This window comes from Corallibacter sp. (genome assembly GCF_048381695.1).
Taxonomy (GTDB): Bacteria; Bacteroidota; Bacteroidia; order Flavobacteriales; family Flavobacteriaceae; genus Corallibacter; species Corallibacter vietnamensis.
The window spans coordinates 42,570-61,570 of record NZ_JBLXHI010000011.1 but is presented as its reverse complement, the minus strand read 5'-3'; the positions used below and the strand labels follow the sequence as shown (position 1 = coordinate 61,570).

19 protein-coding genes are annotated in these 19,001 nt (G+C 30.5%); 5 read left to right on the top strand and 14 right to left on the bottom strand.

All coding sequences use genetic code 11. The features are described from left to right. The 4 genes from ACN5J3_RS12770 to ACN5J3_RS12755 form a co-directional block, all read right to left on the bottom strand. The coding region (locus ACN5J3_RS12770; protein WP_418511984.1) for a hypothetical protein at nt 1-644 on the bottom strand (644 nt) is incomplete at its 3' end. Beyond that, on the bottom strand, nt 641-1,360 hold the full coding sequence (locus ACN5J3_RS12765; protein ID WP_334468690.1) for a hypothetical protein: 720 nt from the start codon (nt 1,358-1,360) through the stop codon (nt 641-643). The genes ACN5J3_RS12770 and ACN5J3_RS12765, both read right to left, overlap by 4 nt. Before the next feature lie 61 nt (nt 1,361-1,421). Further along, nucleotides 1,422-2,069, bottom strand: a complete 648-nt coding sequence (locus ACN5J3_RS12760; protein WP_418511983.1) for a hypothetical protein — start codon at nt 2,067-2,069, stop codon at nt 1,422-1,424. Between the two features lie 46 nt (nt 2,070-2,115). Beyond that, the gene (locus ACN5J3_RS12755; RefSeq protein ID WP_092445958.1) at nt 2,116-2,448 is read right to left on the bottom strand and encodes a PadR family transcriptional regulator; all 333 of its coding nucleotides are present in this window, start codon (nt 2,446-2,448) and stop codon (nt 2,116-2,118) included. Between the two features lie 139 nt (nt 2,449-2,587). Here ACN5J3_RS12755 and ACN5J3_RS12750 point away from each other — a divergent pair, with 139 nt between their 5' ends. Then, nucleotides 2,588-3,646 carry a ferredoxin--NADP reductase gene (locus ACN5J3_RS12750; protein WP_334468683.1) on the top strand — a complete coding sequence of 353 codons (1,059 nt, stop codon included), beginning with the start codon at nt 2,588-2,590 and terminating at the stop codon, nt 3,644-3,646. A 214-nt stretch (nt 3,647-3,860) separates the two neighbouring features. Here the strand turns inward: ACN5J3_RS12750 and ACN5J3_RS12745 are convergent, their stop codons facing one another. Both ACN5J3_RS12745 and ACN5J3_RS12740 read right to left on the bottom strand, forming a co-directional pair. After that, nucleotides 3,861-4,877, bottom strand: coding sequence for a glycosyltransferase family 9 protein (locus ACN5J3_RS12745; protein WP_334468681.1), 1,017 nt, complete (start codon nt 4,875-4,877; stop codon nt 3,861-3,863). 56 nt (nt 4,878-4,933) lie between these two features. Then, complete coding sequence (locus ACN5J3_RS12740) at nt 4,934-5,542, bottom strand: DUF4254 domain-containing protein (RefSeq protein WP_215926455.1); 609 nt, start codon at nt 5,540-5,542, stop codon at nt 4,934-4,936. Nucleotides 5,543-5,614: 72 nt separating this feature from the next. Between ACN5J3_RS12740 and upp the strand changes: the two genes are divergently transcribed. Continuing rightward, complete coding sequence (gene upp / locus ACN5J3_RS12735; RefSeq protein WP_215926453.1) at nt 5,615-6,274, top strand: uracil phosphoribosyltransferase; 660 nt, start codon at nt 5,615-5,617, stop codon at nt 6,272-6,274. Here upp and ACN5J3_RS12730 read toward each other — a convergent pair. After that, entirely contained in the window at nt 6,263-7,180 is a 918-nt protein-coding gene (locus ACN5J3_RS12730; RefSeq protein WP_334468676.1) for a DUF6427 family protein, read from the bottom strand. The genes upp and ACN5J3_RS12730 overlap by 12 nt on opposite strands. Nucleotides 7,181-7,249: 69 nt before the next feature. On the opposite strand from ACN5J3_RS12730, the gene ACN5J3_RS12725 reads away from it, so the two are divergent. Beyond that, the gene (locus ACN5J3_RS12725) at nt 7,250-7,477 is read left to right on the top strand and encodes a DUF6341 family protein (protein ID WP_215926449.1); all 228 of its coding nucleotides are present in this window, start codon (nt 7,250-7,252) and stop codon (nt 7,475-7,477) included. On the opposite strand, the gene purD is transcribed toward ACN5J3_RS12725, so the two are convergent. Continuing rightward, on the bottom strand, nt 7,472-8,743 hold the full coding sequence (purD, locus tag ACN5J3_RS12720; RefSeq protein WP_418511982.1) for a phosphoribosylamine--glycine ligase: 1,272 nt from the start codon (nt 8,741-8,743) through the stop codon (nt 7,472-7,474). The two genes, ACN5J3_RS12725 and purD, sit on opposite strands and share 6 nt — an antisense overlap. Nucleotides 8,744-8,835: 92 nt before the next feature. Between purD and ACN5J3_RS12715 the strand changes: the two genes are divergently transcribed. After that, a complete protein-coding gene (locus ACN5J3_RS12715) occupies nt 8,836-10,161 on the top strand; it encodes a phenylacetate--CoA ligase family protein (RefSeq protein WP_344715593.1) in 1,326 nt (441 codons plus the stop codon). Between the two features lie 7 nt (nt 10,162-10,168). After that, complete coding sequence (locus ACN5J3_RS12710; protein ID WP_334468669.1) at nt 10,169-11,329, top strand: glycosyltransferase family 4 protein; 1,161 nt, start codon at nt 10,169-10,171, stop codon at nt 11,327-11,329. On the opposite strand, the gene ACN5J3_RS12705 is transcribed toward ACN5J3_RS12710, so the two are convergent. The 6 genes from ACN5J3_RS12705 to ACN5J3_RS12680 form a co-directional block, all read right to left on the bottom strand. Then, nucleotides 11,326-12,738: an exopolysaccharide biosynthesis polyprenyl glycosylphosphotransferase gene (locus ACN5J3_RS12705; RefSeq protein WP_344715590.1), complete on the bottom strand. Its 1,413-nt coding sequence runs from the start codon at nt 12,736-12,738 to the stop codon at nt 11,326-11,328. The genes ACN5J3_RS12710 and ACN5J3_RS12705 overlap by 4 nt on opposite strands. 88 nt (nt 12,739-12,826) lie before the next feature. Continuing rightward, entirely contained in the window at nt 12,827-14,173 is a 1,347-nt protein-coding gene (locus tag ACN5J3_RS12700; RefSeq protein ID WP_344715588.1) for an exopolysaccharide biosynthesis polyprenyl glycosylphosphotransferase, read from the bottom strand. A gap of 197 nt (nt 14,174-14,370) precedes the next feature. Continuing rightward, complete coding sequence (locus tag ACN5J3_RS12695; RefSeq protein WP_334468662.1) at nt 14,371-15,507, bottom strand: glycosyltransferase; 1,137 nt, start codon at nt 15,505-15,507, stop codon at nt 14,371-14,373. Then, a complete protein-coding gene (locus ACN5J3_RS12690) occupies nt 15,500-16,705 on the bottom strand; it encodes an O-antigen ligase family protein (RefSeq protein WP_334468660.1) in 1,206 nt (401 codons plus the stop codon). Before ACN5J3_RS12690 ends, ACN5J3_RS12695 begins: the two co-directional genes overlap by 8 nt. After that, nucleotides 16,702-17,478 (bottom strand): glycosyltransferase, encoded by a 777-nt coding sequence (locus tag ACN5J3_RS12685; protein ID WP_418511981.1) that lies wholly within the window; start codon nt 17,476-17,478, stop codon nt 16,702-16,704. Before ACN5J3_RS12685 ends, ACN5J3_RS12690 begins: the two co-directional genes overlap by 4 nt. 13 nt (nt 17,479-17,491) lie before the next feature. Further along, the gene (locus ACN5J3_RS12680; protein ID WP_334468656.1) at nt 17,492-18,892 is read right to left on the bottom strand and encodes an O-antigen ligase family protein; all 1,401 of its coding nucleotides are present in this window, start codon (nt 18,890-18,892) and stop codon (nt 17,492-17,494) included. Between the last annotated feature and the right edge of the window lie 109 nt (nt 18,893-19,001).

The window sequence follows — 19,001 nt, the reverse complement described above, 5'->3', positions numbered from 1 at the left end:
TTGTTCGGAATCACTTCTAAACTGATATAATTTATTAATGTTAAGACGGTAAAAGCTAAAGAAAAGAGCAGCAAAAACAACGTGTTTATTTCAAACTTATCGGGAATTGTAAACACATTATAGAGTTGCGACATAAAGATTAAAGATGCACCGCCAGCTTGCTTAAAAATTAGCTCTTCTAACATCCATTTTTTATTAGAGATTTCTTTTCGTTTTCTAAATTGCCTGTTTAATTGTGTGCTTTTATAAATACACCACCCTGAAATTATAATATAAAAAATGAGGGAAAAGATGGCGGTAAACTTTGAAGAAAACGTTATATAAAAAAACGCATACAATGCTATCGTTGCAACGATTTGTGGCATCTCAAACCATTTTTTAATTTCATTCCACAAATAACCTCTGTAACGCTTATTCATCGCCTTTTGTTTTTGCTCAATGGCATCCATAAAACCAAAAATTCCAAATTTTTTGAAGGCTTTATTTTTAGCATCTTCAAAACTAAGCTTTGGTTGATTTTGCCATTGGGTTTCTATATCGTTGGCTAAATGATCTACGAGTTCGGTTTGCAAGTCGTAATGCTCTACAAAATGTTGTCTTGTAAACGCGTAGAGGTCTTGTATTTGAGGTTCGGTAAGTTTCATGATGTTAAAAGCTGATAACGTTCTTTGGTGGTATTTAATACTTCTTTATAAAGCATAAAACTGACTCTAGTTAAAGGATAAATAAGGACATAAAAGCCTATAATATATCTATAATCTACGATGCCATTATAAGTAAACTCATCTTTATAAAAATTTAGAATAGCACCTTGAAAGCACAAAAAAGAAGAATTAAGCAAACCCACCATATTAGCGTTTAATGAGTGCCTAACCCCTTTTCTAAACACATATTTAAATTTCAGTAATTCTGGAATTGCCAGCGTAATTAATGCCACCAATAATGCTGTTTTTGGTTTGTATTGATAAGAGACAAATATCATCATAACAAATAGAAGATACTCTAACATAAAGCTATAAGACAACAGCGTTTGTTTTAAAAGCACCCAATACCGTTTTCTATTTTTTCTACTGATTTCCTTTTGCTTGTTTTTTGTAAACTTCTTAAACCCGATATTACTTTGGTATAAGCCACTTTCAAATATTTTACCCTTAGGAACTCCAAATTCTATACACTGGTTTCCAAAACCTCTATGAACGTCAAGTAAAGCTTCATTAAAAGAAATACCATCGTTAGTCATTTTATCTTCAACCGCAGAAACAATATGATCTAACAATTCTAAACGCACATCCCAGTATTTTACCTCGTTTTTAATGAGATAATTGTCTACGAATTGTATTTCTTCTTTGGTTAGTTTCATTGTTAATTTACTTTTAAACCTGTTAGGTTTTAAAAACCCGCTAGGTCTCCTTCTATTTAGGTTATGCTAGGGTTTTATATTGCTTTTCGTAACTCTTAAATAATTTTATGCTAACACGAACCAAGACCAACATTAAAGTTAAAACTATACTTACAATTCCGAGAATCCAAAGTACAGTCGCTAAATCTTTAGCTTGGTAGCTAAAATTAAAAATAATATTGGGTATTTGATAAAACACCAAAAAAGGCATCGCTAAACGTTCTACGACCGAAAATCGTTTTAGATTTTTCACTTTGTGATAAACAACATAAGTTAACAGAAACCCCGATAATCCAATTAATGGAACATAAGAAATAATTAACCTAAACGTTTCTATATTGAAATTTGAATACAAAAAGTAAAACCCGCCAAAAGACGTTAAAAAAATCAGCAGTGTTAATGGATTTAAAACTTCTTTTAAAAATGCCTTCCAAATTTTTCTATCGGCAGATTTTAAAAACTGTTTATTCTCTTTTAAAAGTTGAGCCTTGTTCTGAACCATGTAACCTTTAAACACAATATAGAAATCGCTAGTCGTACTCGCCCGCATTCTATCTTCAATATCTGAGGCGACATGATCTACCATTTCCATTCTTATGTCTGCAAAAACCACATCAGAATTCTCTAGATACGTGTCTATAAATTGTATTTGTTCTTTGGTTAGTTTCATTGTCATTTTAAATGAAGACCCGCTAGGTTTTTGAAACCTGCTAGGCCTAAGCTAGCTTTGGATTCACTAAGGCTTGCATCGTTTTAATATACTCAGCTAATTCTTCCAATTTATTAACGGTTTCTTTAGTTCCGGTTTCGGTGAGTTTATAATATTTACGCAATCGGTTATCTACTTTTGCTACTTCAACATCTAACAAACCTTCAGCTTCTAATTTGTGTAACGCAGGATATAATGCACCTTCTGTGATTTTCAACTCTCCTTTAGTTAATTCCTTTACCTTTTGGGTAATTTCGTAACCATACATTTTATCGTGCTCATTTAATAACTTTAAAATGATAGTGGTTAAACTCCCTTTATATAATTTTGAATTGCTCATCGTAGTACAAATATATACATAATTTTCTTATGTATAAGAAACTTATGCATTGTATTTTATTAAAATTTTAGACCTGCTAGGTTTTAAAAACCTGCTAGGTCTGTAAGAGTTTGTTTATCTTTGCAAAAAATTATTTTTAATGGCACAATTTCATTCACTCACTATAAAATCAGTTGCTAAAGTAACAGACAATTCTGTTGCTATAACCTTTGATATCCCAGAAAATCTTAAAGAAAAGTTCAGCTTTAAAGCCGGACAATACATTACCTTAAAAACCACTATTAATGGCGAAGACATCCGTAGAGATTATTCTATTTGTGCGTCTCAAAATAGCGGAAACGTTACTGTAGCTGTAAAAGCAGTTGAAAACGGAACATTTTCTGTTTATGCCAACAACACCTTAAAAGCAGGCGACGCATTAGAGGTTGCAGAACCAAATGGTCGTTTTATATTTGAAGCTAATGCTGCCAAAACCAGAACTATTGCTGCCTTTGCTGCAGGAAGTGGAATTACTCCAGTGCTTAGTATTGCTAAAACACTTTTAGAAGAAGAACCATTTAGCAATTTTATATTGGTTTATGGTAATAAAACCTTAGCTGACGCGATGTTTGTTGATGAATTATTGCAACTAAAAAAACAATACGATAACCGTTTTCATGCGCATTTTATATACAGTCAGTCTCAAGAAACCGATGCCTTATTTGGACGTATTGAAAAAAGCACGGTAAACCTCATCGTAAAGAATAAGTACAAAGGAGTTACCATTGAAAACTTCTACCTCTGTGGACCAGAACAAATGATACATACGGTAAAAGATGTATTAATTGAAAATGGTGTAAAAGAAAAAGCCATTAAGTTTGAATTGTTTACAGCTCCTGTTGAAGCTAGTTCTGATGCTACTACTGATTTACCATCTGGCGAAACCAAAATTAAAGTTGTGGTAGATGAAGAGGAATTTGAATTTAGCATGCCTCAAAAACAAACCATTCTTGAAGCCGCTTTAAAACAAGACATTGATGCGCCTTATTCTTGTCAAGGTGGCATTTGCAGTAGTTGTATTGCTAAAGTAACTGAAGGTACAGCAGAAATGCGTCAGAATAATATTTTGACGGATAGCGAAGTTGCAGAAGGATTGATATTAACTTGCCAAGCACATCCAACGTCTGCTACTATTGCGGTAGATTATGATGATGTTTAATCTAGATTATTAGATTCGTTAGATTTTTGGATCATTAGATATACAGACCTTTCATGTTTTAATAACACGAAAGGTCTTTTGGTTTTCAAGACGTTCTTAATACGAAATTTTAGAAATGAATTTGACTCGAATTGACGTAAACTTAGTTCTATATCGTTTTATCTCTTCGAGTGATTTTTTTGGTACAAAAACATAGTATTGAGAAGTTTTAACGTTAAATAACTTCTTTTATCTTAGAAATGATTACCGCTTCAGAAACACTACTTGCCGCCTTTTCATAACCTTCTGGAAATTTATTACCGTAAATAGACGTTGGTAGTAATGGAAACTGTGTTCTGTCTGCAGTAAGTGCAAAATCTACAGGTTGATTAAATGGTGCAAATCCAGCAAAAGGATGTGTTACTCCCCAGATTGTAATCACTTTTTTACCCAACATTGCCGCCAAATGTGCATTACCAGAATCCATAGCTAGCATGAGGTCTAAATTTGAAATAAGCATTAATTCTTCCTCTAAATTCAATTGTCCTGCAACAGATTTTACATTAGAGTATTTAGCTTCAAGCTGATTTAAAAGCGCTATTTCTTTAGCACCACCTCCAAATAAAACTATATTATAGTCTTTAGAAAGCGTCTCAATGGTGCTTTCCATTTGTTCTAAAGGATACATTTTACTGCGGTATGCCGCAAAAGGAGCAATACCAATAGTTTTGAAACTTTTGTTTGAAATAAAAGCACTTAGTTGTTCCGTTAAGACTTTTGGTTTTGGGAATACTGGATTAGATAAATCTACTGTGAAACCTAGGTCTTCAAAAACATCAGCATAACGTTGGTGTGTGGTTTTTAATTGCTTAAAAGACACACCTGAAGTCAGAGCTTTCTTTTCGGCTCTACCTTTATCTAATTGCACCACTTTTTTTCCTGAGAAAAAGAATTTTAAAATTTTACTTCGTAAAACGTTGTGCAGATCGGCAACCGCATCAAAATGAAGTTTTCTTAATGCTTTAGATAGTTTATAAAGTCCTAAAACCCCTTTGTGTTTACCTTTTAAATCCGCTTCATAGAACCTTACATTTTCTAAATCTTGAAAAAAAGGTTTAAAAAAGGCTCTGGTAACTACTGTTATCTTTAATTCGGGATGTTGTGCCGTCAAAGCTCGCAACACAGGTACTGTCATGGCTACGTCTCCCATGGCAGAAAACCTAAGGACGAGTATGTGTTTTGGTTTTGGCATTGTTAATAGACCTATAAGATTTTAGACACAGAAATCTGCAAGGTCTTAGGTACGATTTATTTCTGTCCTCGCAAAACAGGGTTTAGTTCATCGTCATTGTACATTTTCATTTGCTTGTACACTTTCATGTATTTGTCTCCATTTGAAATATCATTAAGCAAATCATCAATTGCTGTGCTTAAATCTACACGTTGGTCTAGTAACACGTCTAGTTTTTTTTGGCAGGCTGCTTTATGCGCATCACTGGCATCATCTCTAACCGTTTCAAGGTGCATATGGTAAATTTTTAATGCTAAAATAGACAAACGATCTATGGCCCAAGCTGGACTTTCAGAGTTGATTTTGGCATTTGGTTTTACAGTTACATCTTTATATTTATCTAGAAAATAACTATCGATATATTCAACCGTATCTGTTCTATCTTGGTTAGAAGCATCAATCATTCGTTTCAACTTTAAAGCTGCCACTGGATCTATATTTGGGTCTCTAATAATATCCTCGTATGCCCATTGAACAGTATCTATCCAAGATTTTCTATATAATAAATGCGCTATGAGATCGTCATTTTTATCGTACTTATTTGTAAAAGGTTGATCTACTGTATTTAAAACTTTATACGTTTTAATAACCTCTTGAAATATAGCGTTTGCTTTTTGTGAAAACATAATGAAATTGATTTAATGTTTACAAATATAGTAGGAATTATTAACTTTAACGACTGAACTAATTCTCATAATATGCAAATTCACAACCTTTCTGATACGCCTTCAATTTTAAACACGTTTATGTCTGAATTAAGAGATAAAACCATCCAGAAAGACAGTATGCGTTTCCGAAGAAATATTGAACGTATTGGTGAGATTATTGGCTATGAATTAAGCAAATCTCTTCAATTTGAGACGTGCACTATAGAAACTCCTCTTGGCACTTCTGAAACAGTTTTACATCACAATGATATTGTATTATGTTCTATTTTAAGAGCAGGTGTACCGCTTCATAATGGCTTACTCAATTATTTTGATGCTGCTGAGAATGCTTTTATTTCGGCTTATAGACAACACAAACACCATCCTGAAAGTTTTGAGATCGTTGTTGAGTATTTAGCTTGCCCAAGTTTAGAAGGTAAAACTTTAATTTTAGCAGATCCTATGCTAGCCACGGGACAATCTATGGTAGCTACTTTTGAAGCCTTAAAGCCATTTGGCACTCCAAAGGAAATTCATTTGGTAAGTGTTATTGGTGCACAACCAGGTATTGATTTTGTTAATGAAGCTTTTGATGATAACGTTAACCTTTGGATTGCAACTATTGATGAGAAGCTTAATGATAAAGGATATATTATTCCGGGATTGGGTGATGCTGGTGATTTAGCTTTTGGCAATAAACTACAGCAATAGACTGATAATTGGAGTTAGTATTAAAAGCGCCACAAATACCTCCTTAAACCAACGCTCTGTAATAATTTCAATGTATTTTGCCATGATGATAGAAAATGGCATAAACAAAAACAGATATTCACTTCCGTCTTTTAATGGCGCAATAATAGCCACTAAAACAGCTATTATTGAAGCATAAGCTATGATAAAATAAGACGGTTTTAACTTTTTATTTTTGTCTGGTAAGGTTCTAAAATAATAAATAAGCGTCCAAATAAAAGAGGAAAATAACACCGTAAATTTAAGTATACTTTCCTTACTGTTATAAGCTGTAAAATCTAAACTTGCATATCTTATAAAGTCTGAAGACCTTATAAATTCATCATAGATTACAATATTATACACCAAGAGTAAAACAAAAACAGTTGCAATACCAACAAATGGAATGATTACATTTTTAAAGTCATTTTGAGAATGGTAAATCAGAGCGACAATCACTAGCGCAAAAAAGAGTATTGCCCAAAAGTAAAACAAAGCAGCAACAGCAATCCAAAACGCGGCATCAAACAATTTCTTTTTAACACTTAATTTAGAATGCAAACTTATTAAGCGCCTTAAAGCCAAAAGCACAAACAAATTAGACAATAGTAAATCTAAATTTGTCATCGTTTGTGGTAACATTCCAAAAAGCAAACCAAAAGTCATTATGGCATAGCTATTACCCTGAGTTAGGTTGTTTTTTGCTACAATAAAATCGAGTAAAAAGACTAAAAACAGAGTAATTCCTAATTTAAAAAATGCTGTAAGAGAACTATTTAAGTCTGAAAACAGAAAGGTATAATTTGTAATTACAAAAAGCAAAATGATATAAAGCGCAATTATTACGAAATTTATCGGCTTAGATTTACTAAAAATGCTTGTAATCATTAACTCTTTTTGTATTTTTGTTATTTAGAAACCAATTCAAAATTAGAATTGGTGTAAATTTATAAAGTTATGAATGATTTCTTTAACGGAATAGCTGATTTATTTGTTAATGTGTTATTTGCACCTTTTGATGCCTTAAGAGCATTAGAGTTAGAAAGCTGGTTTTCTGCTAATATATTCTCATGGATTTTTATAGCTATTGGCTTTGTTGCATTTGTTTATTGGATGCTAGAACTCAAAAAGTACAATGATAACAACGAAGAAGATAAAAGTATTTCTTCTCACTCTTATCTATAAATCGAAACCAATATCTTTACGATAATTCATCTTATCAAAATGTAGTTTATCTATACTTTGATAAGATTTTTTTATGGCTTCATTGTACGTGTTTCCGTACGATGTAATTGCCATAACACGACCTCCTGAGGTCACCACTTTACCGTCTTTTTCTATAGCTCCTGCATGAAATGCTATAGAATCTGTAACATTTTCTAATCCTGAAATTTCTTTACCTTTCTCATAAGCTTCAGGATAGCCACCAGAAACCAACATTACAGTTGTTGCTGCACGCTCATCAATTTCAATATTCACTTTAGATAAGGTTTGATTAGCCATAGCTTCAAAAATATCAACTAAATCTGTTTTTAATCTTGGTAAGACTACTTCAGTTTCAGGATCTCCCATTCTAACGTTATACTCTATTACTTTAGGATTATCTCCAACTTTAATTAAACCAATAAAAATAAAGCCAACATAAGGTAATTTATCTTTCTTTAACCCTTCAACCGTAGGTTTTACAACTTGATTTTCTATTTTATCTAAAAATTCTTGCGTTGCAAATGGCACAGGAGAAACGGCTCCCATACCTCCTGTATTTAAACCAGTATCACCTTCTCCTACACGTTTGTAATCTTTTGCTGTTGGTAGAATTTTATAATCTTTTCCGTCTGTTAAGACAAAACAACTCAACTCAATACCATCTAAAAATTCTTCGATAACCACTTTAGTACTAGCCTCTCCAAATTTAGCATCAACAAGCATACTTTTTAGTTCGTCTTTAGCCTCCTGTAAATCATTTAAGATTAAAACACCTTTTCCTGCTGCTAAACCATCTGCTTTTAAAACATAAGGAGGCTTTAAAGTTTCTAAAAAATTGTAACCATCGTCAACATTATCCTTAGTAAAACTTTCATATGCTGCCGTTGGAATATTATGACGTACCATAAATTCTTTAGCAAACTCTTTACTTCCTTCTAGTTCAGCGGCTGCCTGTTGGGGCCCAATAACTGCTACATTTTTTAAGGCCTCATCTTCTAAAAAGAAATCATGAATACCTTGTACTAATGGATCCTCTGGTCCGACTACAACTAAATCAACTTGATGTTCTAAAACGGCTGCTTTAATGGCCTCAAAATCAGTAACACCAATATTTAAATTTGTTGCAATGGCGTTGGTTCCTGAGTTTCCTGGTGCTACAAAAAGCGCCTTACAACGATTACTTTTTGCTAATTTCCATGCAAATGCGTGTTCTCTTCCTCCAGAGCCAAGTACTAAAATATTCATGCTTAAAATTGTTTAGACAAAAATAATTGGTTTTAAGTTTAAAAAACAATTATTTTACCAAAGAACTCACTTTGATGAATTCAAAACCTTAAATGCAAAAAAACATCTTGCGATTATTTGATTTTTCTTTAAAAATAAATGGCTTTAAAATTGACAAGGCAAAATTGACTTTGTCTGAAATTCAGGCTAAAACTAATTCTGAATTTGAAACTTATGTTGAAGAACAGAAAAAAGCCATTATTTCTTACCATTTAAAACATAACTCTTTTTATAAAACGCTTGGAAAAACAATTGATCTTAACGTTTGGAATTCTGTACCAATTATTACAAAGAAGCATTTGCAACAGCCTTTAGAGCAGCGTTTAAGTGATGGGTATACGACTAAAAACGTCTATGTAAATAAAACGTCTGGTAGCTCTGGTGACCCTTTTATTTTTGCGAAAGATAAATGGTGCCATGCACTAACTTGGGCTGAAATAATAAATCGGTTTGGTTGGTACAATATTGATTTTAACAGATCTATGCAAGCCCGTTTTTATGGTATTCCTTTAGATAAAAAGGGGTATTACAAGGAACGTTTGAAAGATTATTTTAGTAATCGTTTTCGGTTTTCGGTATTTGATTTAAGTGATACTGCATTTGAAAACACTTTAGCAAAATTTAAAACTACCCAATTCGATTATATTAATGGTTATACGAGCTCAATTGTACAATTTGCAAAGTATTTAAAGCGTAAAAACATTCTGTTAAAATCTGTATGCCCGACTTTACGAGCTTGTATTGTAACTTCCGAAATGTTATTTGATGATGATAAATTGCTACTTGAAACACAATTTGGACTGCCAGTTATAAATGAATATGGAGCTTCTGAATTAGACCTTATTGCATTTCAGAATACGACTGATGAATGGCAACTTAATAGCGAAACGCTTTATGTAGAAATTTTAGATGAGAATGATGTTGTTTTACCGTACGGAGAAGAAGGGAGAATTGTAATTACATCGCTTTACAACAAAGCACACCCCTTTATACGCTACGATATTGGTGATATAGGTATGTTATCTGAAAAGAGTACCATTAAGAAACCCATTTTAAAGAAGCTTATTGGAAGAACCAATGACATTATTGTTTTGCCTAGTGGCAAAAAAGCAGCAGGTCTCACGTTTTATTACATTACCAAAAGCGTCATTGAAAACGATGGCAATGTTTCAGAATTTGTTGTAGAGCAGACGCTTTTAGATAGCTTTAAAATTAGTTACGTTAGTAAAATTGAACTTTCTGAAGCTAAAAAAACAACGATTAAGAATGAAGTGATTCGTTATTTAGAGCCTAATATAACTATTAATTTTGAACGTGTTAAAAAACTAAAGCGCTCAAAGTCTGGTAAGTTAAAACAGTTCACATCACATTTAAAATAGAGTATTAGTGAAAAAATTAATGATTATAACGAGTTACTTTCCGCCAGAGATTGGTGCAGCTTCTAATCGTATTTATCATTTGGCAGAAGGCTTAAAAAATGATTATGATGTCAATATTGTTACTCCGTTACCTAATTACCCAACCGGAAAAATTTTTGCAGCTTACAAGGGAAAATTCAGTTTAAAAACTGAAGAAAATGGCATTACAATTAATCGTTTATGGATTTATGCTTCAGTTTCTAAAAATAAATTTCTGCGTTTAATAGCCATGTTATCTTACAGCTTTAGTTTGATTTGGTTTTTTATATGGCATAAGATTCCGAATAAAGTTATAGTACAGTCTCCACCGCTTTTAGTGTCCTTTACTTGTATGTTCTTTTTGAGATCTAAGAAAAGAAAACTAATTTTAAATGTAAGTGATTTATGGCCAAGCGCAGGATTAGAATTAGGAGCTTTAAAAGAAGGTTTTGCATATAGGCTTCTAAAAAAACTTGAAGCCTTTAACTACAAAAAAGCAGACCTCATCTTAGGACAAAGTAATGAAATACTAACCCATATTAAAACTATAACCACAAAGCCAGAGCTATTTCTATACCGAAATTTCCCAGAAATTAAATACCCTAAACTTATAGAAAACACCTCATCTAAGGGTAAAATAAAAATGGTTTATGCAGGCCTTTTAGGTGTGGCTCAAGGTATCCATAAGCTCTGTAAAGAAATTAATTATGAGACTATTGAATTTCATATTTACGGGTCTGGTGCAGAAGAGGAAGCTATTAAAAACTTAATTGACTCTAATAAAGACTTACCTCTTTATTTTCATGGTAGAGTAAACCGAGCGGAGTTACACCAAGTCCTTTTAAAATATGATATTACCATTATTCCGTTGTTAAATAGAATTTACGGATCTGTACCGTCTAAGATTTTTGAATACGCTAAATTAGGCTTGCCAATGTTATATTTTGGAGGTGGTGAAGGCGAGGATGTGATTACAAAACATAAGCTTGGCTGGATTGCAAATGAAGGCGATTACAGTCATTTAAATAAAATATTGGCCTCTATCACCTCTGAAGAGCTCAACTATGCGCTAAGCGTATCTATTCAAGAAACAGCTCGACTTCAATTTGATTTCAAAAAACAGCTTATGGCACTTAAAAATGTCATTTAATACGCTTTTTCATCGCCTTTAATAACGTTAATAATCGTTTGGGCAATGATTTTTAAATCTAGTAAAAGTGACCAGTTCTCTATATAAAAAATATCGTATTTCACTCTGTTTATGATATCCTTATCGTGTTTAATTTCGCCTCTATACCCTTTAATTTGTGCTAAACCGGTTACACCTGGTTTCACATTGTGTCTATAAATAAAATTATATTTATTAATCTTCTTTGAATAATCATCGGTATATGATAGCATATGTGGTCTTGGTCCTACAACAGACATGTCTCCCTTTAAAACATTTATAAACTGAGGTAATTCGTCTATACTTGTTCTCCTAATAAACTTTCCTATAACTGTTAGGCGCTTATCGTCTGGACTTACATAAGTTCCTCTAGACTCCTTTGTTACGGTAAGCGACCTATACTTGTAACAGTAGAAGGCTTTATAGTTTATTCCCGTTCTTTTATGTTTATAAAATAACGGCCCTTTAGACTCTAACTTAATTAAAATAAATAAAATAACAGAAAGCCAAGACAGTATAAAAACTATGATTAACAACGAAAACACAACATCAAACGTTCGTTTTAAAAATTTATTTATTTCATTGTTAAGTGCTACTTCTTGAATAGATAAAACTGGTATGTAGTTATAATAGTCTGTTTTAAATCGTTTGGTGAATAATTTTTTGGTATTAGGTATGAACTTAATATTACAATGATTCAAATTTGCATACCTAACGTATTCGTTTATCTCTTTTTCTGATAAATCATAAATTGAGCAATAAATCTCATCTATATGATCGTTATTGTTTTCTAAATAGTCAAAACTATCTGCAATAGAGCCAGACGTATCATCATCTTCAGAATCGCTAAAAATTGCATTTATGTTATAGCCTAACTCTTTCTTTTCTTTAAATATTTTCTTTAACTCGTGTACATTATCACCACTACCTATTAGGATAATATTTCTTAAATTACCTTTTAAATATATCCTGAATGACTTTAAAATATAATAGCTTAACAGCTTAACAAAACTTATTGCAATAAAGGCATAGGCTAAATATTTTAACGTTAAGGTTATCTCAATATTAATACTTCTAAAAAAACCTTCAAAGGCATAAACAAGAAGCGTATAAGCAAAGAATTGCTTTATAATAAGCGACAGAATATTTATTACAGAAGTGTACCTATACACTTTATAAAATTTAAGTAAATAGGTAGATAAAAGCCAAAATACTATAGAGTATAAAAGGTAGAGTATGTTCTTATCATTGAGCAATTCATAAGAGAAAAAGTATAATTTTTCACTATTAAAATCTAAAAAGATAAAAGCAAATGTATTTATAATTATAAGGTCGTATACTATTAATATTGGCCTCAATACCCATGAATATCTTCCGCGTTTAAACTCCATATTTTTTCATTGTATTAATAAGTCTCTTAGGATTTGTTATTGAAGTTAATCTTGGTAGTATATCTACAATGTTAATGATGTGCCTTATTTAATAGGCTTTTTCTTCACCTTTAATTACATTTATAACCGTTTTAATAATAATTTTAATATCTAAAAACATGGACCAGTTTTCTATATAAAAAATATCGTATTTCACTCTATTTTGCATATCAGAATCCTTTTCAATATTTCCTCTATAGCCACTAACTTGAGCTAAGCCTGTTATACCTGGTTTAACAGTATGCCTAACCATGAATTTATTTATTTTATTTTTATAATCGTTTGTATGACTTAATAAGAGTGGTCTTGGCCCAACAACAGACATGCTTCCAAACAATACATTATAAAATTGAGGCAACTCATCAATACTTGTTTTTCTTATAAATTTTCCAACCCTTGTTATTCTCATGTCATTTTTTGACGCCTGAAGACTGTCAGATTCTCTATTGGCACTCATTGAGCGAAATTTATAACAAGCAAAAAGTTTAAAATCGGCTCCGTATCTCAATTGCCTAAAGAAAACATCTCCTCTTGATTCTAATAAGATCATTAATGCAATAAGAGGAGTAAACCATGATAGAAAACCGACTATAACTATGAGTGAAAATACAATATCAAAAGTCCTTTTAATAACTATATTTAAGTTATCCTTAAGAGGTATATTGCTTAATGAGAATATTGGAATAAGGTCATGATTTTCGAACTTTAATTTTTTTGAAAAAACGTATTTATTGTTAGGAATAAGCTTTAATGTTTTTAAGTTATTGTCGGCAAAATAAACCAATTCACTCATTTGCTCATCAGACAATTCTTTTACAGAACAGTATATTTCGTCTATATTATTCTCAATTATATAATTAAACGATTTTGCTATATCTCCTAATTTTTTGTTTGTCTCTTTATTTGTAAAGAACCCTTTGTATTTATAATTATGATCTTTATTATTCTCAAAAAAATCTTCTAACTTTTTAGTTGAATCGTTGTAACCAATAATAACAACATTATTATAGTAAATGCCTTTATAGTGTAAATATCGCTTGATTAAAACAAAGGTGAGTATTCGCCAAAAACAGAGAACAAAAAATAATAAAAAGTAAAACTTAATTATTTTTACAATATCTACCTTATAATCAATTATATAGAAATAAGATAGAATTAACAATATGAACAAAGAAATCCTAACAATTAGAGTTACAGATATAATTCTGATAATTCTTAAGGTTTTGTTTCCATTTTTAAAAGGTGAAAACAAAGAAAGTATAATCCAAAAAAGAATTGGTATAATTATAATGTTGATGTCTGACGTTAAAAACGTAACTAACAAAAAACATACAAATAGCAAATCGATAATATACAGGACAGGTCTTAATAATTGTGTATAAAATCTATCATTCATAATAATCCTCTAATCTGTGTAGCAACTGATATTTATGCGGCAAATATAATTGAATCTACGTAATATAAATAAATTTGAGTATATATTTCAAATGCTAAAAAAAATGTATAAATCAATAACTTAACAAAACTTCCTTATAAAAAAACCGATTCTTTAAATCGTCCGTTTACGTTATTACCATTAATAAAAACGCTTAGTTATTTAATACAATATTTAGAATACAGTGCTTCTAAATTTTTAATATTAGTTTCTAAATTAAAGTTTTGATTAAAAATCTCTAGCGACTTCTTTTGAAATTCTAATCTTTTAGACTCATTTTGAAATAATTCTATCGTTCTCTTGCTCATTAAACTAATATCATCTGCATCAACTAAAAATCCATTTTCACCATCAAAAACCAAATCTCTATTGCCGTCACAATCTGTTGCGATAATTGATTTAGATAAGGCTAGACTCTCAATAACCGCATATGGCAAGCCTTCGTATCTGGCCGTGGTAATATATAATTTAGATTTGGAAACGATATGAAAAATTCTCTCGCGTTCTGTCCACTCAATCAACGTAGTGTTGGCTTCTAAATCGTATGCTTTTATTAAACGTTTTACATTTTCTGTATTGGGACTTACAACACCTATTCCCATAATTACCAAATGGATCTTAGGAATCTCTTTTTTAACCTCCTTTAATACCTCAATCATCAACTCAATGTTTTTTTGATATGATGGTCTTCCAACAGTACAGATATATTCATCAGGAAGATTATAACTTGATATATCACTAAACTCAGGATCTAGCGTGATTGGAGAAATACAATTATTAAAAAGTGCCGTTTCAGATTTCTTATATTTTATTTCCATAATACCTCTTTCTAATTCAGAATTAGATGAAGCCAACAAAATTGACTTTTTGTTTTTAAGAATCCTTTCTATTAACACTAGAAAACGGCGTTTAAGACTATTACTGGCACTTAAAAAAGAATAAGCCTGTGGAGTGTGCAAAACATTAATAGTGTTTAATAAAAAGCCTATTGTGTTTCCTACGAGTCCGCCTTTGGCACTATGAGCGTGAATTAAATCTGGTTTTTCTTTTCTAATTATTTTGTAAGCCTTAATAATTGACTTAAAATCTTTTAATACGTTTATATCTCGCTCTATAGGTATTTTATATTCCTTTACATAATTATTAGAATCATCTAAAAAGTTAGAATTATCTTTTGTACCATGAATTACAATATTCTCGAATTTTGAAGAGTCAATAGATTTTATTAGCACTCTCAAGGAGGTATCTACTCCACCTATTGAATGAAGAATATGTACAATTTTTTTTCTACTCATCTAATAAATTATCTTCTGATTTATTTGGGGTTAACACTATTAAAATTAGCGCGAACAAATATACTCCTATTTGTCTATGAAATAAATTTTCAATTAAAGCAAATAATACCAATACCAAAAGAATATTTAATTGATTAATATCCTTATTGTTTAACCTTATAAGGCTAAAAATTAAAAACAAAAAAATAGCTAACCCAATAAGTCCTTTACTTAACAATAAATCTAAATACTGATTATGTGTATTAAATCGCGTTTCAAGAAAATACGCTATACGCTCTTTTTTGGTCATCGAATTAATATAGCAGTTATTAAGGTTTTCTTGTGTCATACCAAAACCGTCACCTATAAGTAATTTATGTTCAGAACTATTCACCAAATGCGAGAAAGCACAATTCCAAATGACATATCTTGGCTCCCATTCCCTTATTTTATAAAAGAAATCATTTTTCTTATCAACATATAAAAAGCGTTTAGCTAAATTATCATTGAATAAGAAAAACGCAGCAACTGTACCTAATATAAGTGCAACTGTAATTAGTGATTTTTTTAAATTAGTCTCATAAAAAACCTTTATCATAAATATTAATAAAACAGTTATAATTGCCATTCTAGAAACCACTAGAAACAGCATACAAGCACTTAATAACATATTAAACACAAGAAATAATCTATATTTCTTAGGTACTTTAGACCATATTTTTAAAGAAAAAGCAATACTTAAAGAGTTAATAAATCCAAAATATAAGCGCTCTATAAATAGCAAATCATTAATATGTTGTCCTGATGCAATTTCAAACGCTCCAACTTCCGACGCATAGTTTACAAGGCTAAATACAGAAATAAAATTACCTAAGGTTACTGATAGTATAAAGAACAACTGTATCTTAAAACTCTTTTTTATAGGGATCGATAAAACTAAAACTGCAATTGAAATAAACAGTTTTTTTATAACGTACATATCCTCTGAAATTGTACCTATAATTAAAGATGATAATACAGTAAAAAGTATTAATGCTATAACTATTATGTATACCTTGTTTGCTAGGAGTTTTTTAACAAACTGTTTCTCTACAAAAGGAAGTAAGACAAATAATATTCCAATAAGAATATTTGGGACAGCTCTAATATCATCTTCAAACGGAATGGTAAACACCAATGCGTAAAACAGATAATGATATATTTTATGTAAGAACTTCAATTCAGTTTAAATTTTTTCTTCAATTCTGTTGTCACTTTTCTAGATACAAATAGTAATAGAATATTTCTAAATAATCCATAAATGGGATAGAAACCAAAGTGGAAATTATCTAAAATTATACGAATTCTATTAAACACTTGAAGCCTTCTTTTCTTTGTTGAAATGGAATTAGGATCAGAAACATAATACATTAATATTTCTGGGTAATTTTCAACCTTATAATGCTTAAGTGCTTTGAAAAAAAACGCATAATCCTGTGATGCTCTCCTGTACTTAAAAGGATAATTACCAACCTTGTCTAAAATTTTAGAATAGAATATTACTGATGGATTTAAAAACATACTATTTAAGTACATTTTTTTCTTTAACGTTTCATAATCTGTTGGGGGCTTTAATTCGTGTAAAAAATTTCCATGCTCATCAATAACATTTGCCCAAGTACCTATGAGTTTCACCTCTTTATTTTGGTCTAAATAATTAATTTGTTTAGAGCATTTATCTTTCATAAAAATATCCCCACAATCAAAACGACCAATAAATTCATAGTTCTTATTTAAAGCTACTTCTAATCCACGATTTGCTGCGACGCCTACTCCTTTATTTTCTTTTAAATACTCAAAGTAAATTTTACCAGAATTATAAATTTGATTTAATCTTTCTTCATTTGGCTTATGCTCACTTCCATCATCAACTACAAGAATATCAATATCAATTTTCTCATTTATCGAGACCAATGATTCTTCTAACCCTTTAGGGTTATTGTAATGTGCCATTACAAGGATAATTCTACTTTGATTCATTAATTAATTGTTTGTTTTGTTTTATCATTACCATTATAATTGCTAAACATAACCAAAAACCATAAACCCTAAATGTGTCTGTTTTTAACCAATTAAAAATATATCCTACCATTGAAATCATTAATATAAGAGGAATAACAGTGCTACCACTAGGGTTTTTAAACGTTTTATTGTAACACCACATTAAAATACTTATAAAAAAAGTAATTAATATAAAAAATCCTATAATTCCTGTTTCTGCTAAAATTCTAAGATATAAGTTAAATCCTGGTGGAAATGATGGATGATTTTCATTTAAATGTTTAAGTCTAAACTCCCAATTATCTTCGGTTGCCCATTTTGGGTATTTCTTTGTTGACTCAAAAGCCTGTAAGCCATATCCTGCACCTACGATTGGACTCTCTTTAAAAACCTCAAACATAGCTGTTTGTATCCCAAATCGAGTTTTATTAGATGTAGAATGTACACTGTCATCAATTTTAAAAGATGTTAATTCATCATAGACATATTCTACTGTGGATTTGAGAAAGAATGTTACAACTGCAGCACCAGCAAATACAGATACAAGAAATATTTTAGCAAATAAACTATTGAATTTTCTTTTTCTAATTAAAAAAAGAATAAAAACAAAAACTTGAATAATTATTATAAAAAATACTGCCCTTGATTCTGACAAAAAAGCAAAAAGAATGACAAATATTCCAGGTAAAAAACGCTTAAACCCTTTTCCTGTAAGTATGTAACTAAACATCCACCCTGCAATACTTAATAAATATGTTGCTAACGCTGGAGGTTCAAAAGTAACAGAGGAAATTCTGCGAGTCCATTTATCTATATTAACTGATGTAAAAGGAAAATAATCAAATAGGTGTAAAGTACTTCTTAATCCATCCATATGGAATTTAATGATTAAAAACTCTATACTACCATATACAACTACTATAACTAATGAATAAAGAAATATTGTTCTTATTTTAAGGATAATAGTCTTAAGATCAAACTTTTCAATAATATTATAGAAGGTTATAAACAGAATAATAGCTGAAATAAGTAAGGAAACAAATTGTCTTATAAAACGCTCAAAACCTGTTCTTTGCTTGTAATAATAGCCAAACATATCATAACTATTAAAAACTACAGAAAGTATAACCCAAAATATAAATAAAATTAGCAGCTGAAAAATAATATTATGATAAGGTATTTTTATTTTTCCTGTAGTAAATAATATTACCGAGCATAATAAAAAAAAAAGCACACAAGAATCTCTATTATATTCTCCTAAAACACCAAATATAGCAAAACCCTTAAATGAATTAAATGGAATAAAAAATACACCTAACAAAAAAATAACTAAAATTAGATTTTTTAGCTTAATTGCAATATTCATATTTGGTTGTTAAGAATTCTTGTTTCATTAATATTTCTCTATAACTTTAAAAGTTATTTTACGCTTTTCCCTTATATTTTTCTTGATTTATAGCCTATAATCACTTTGC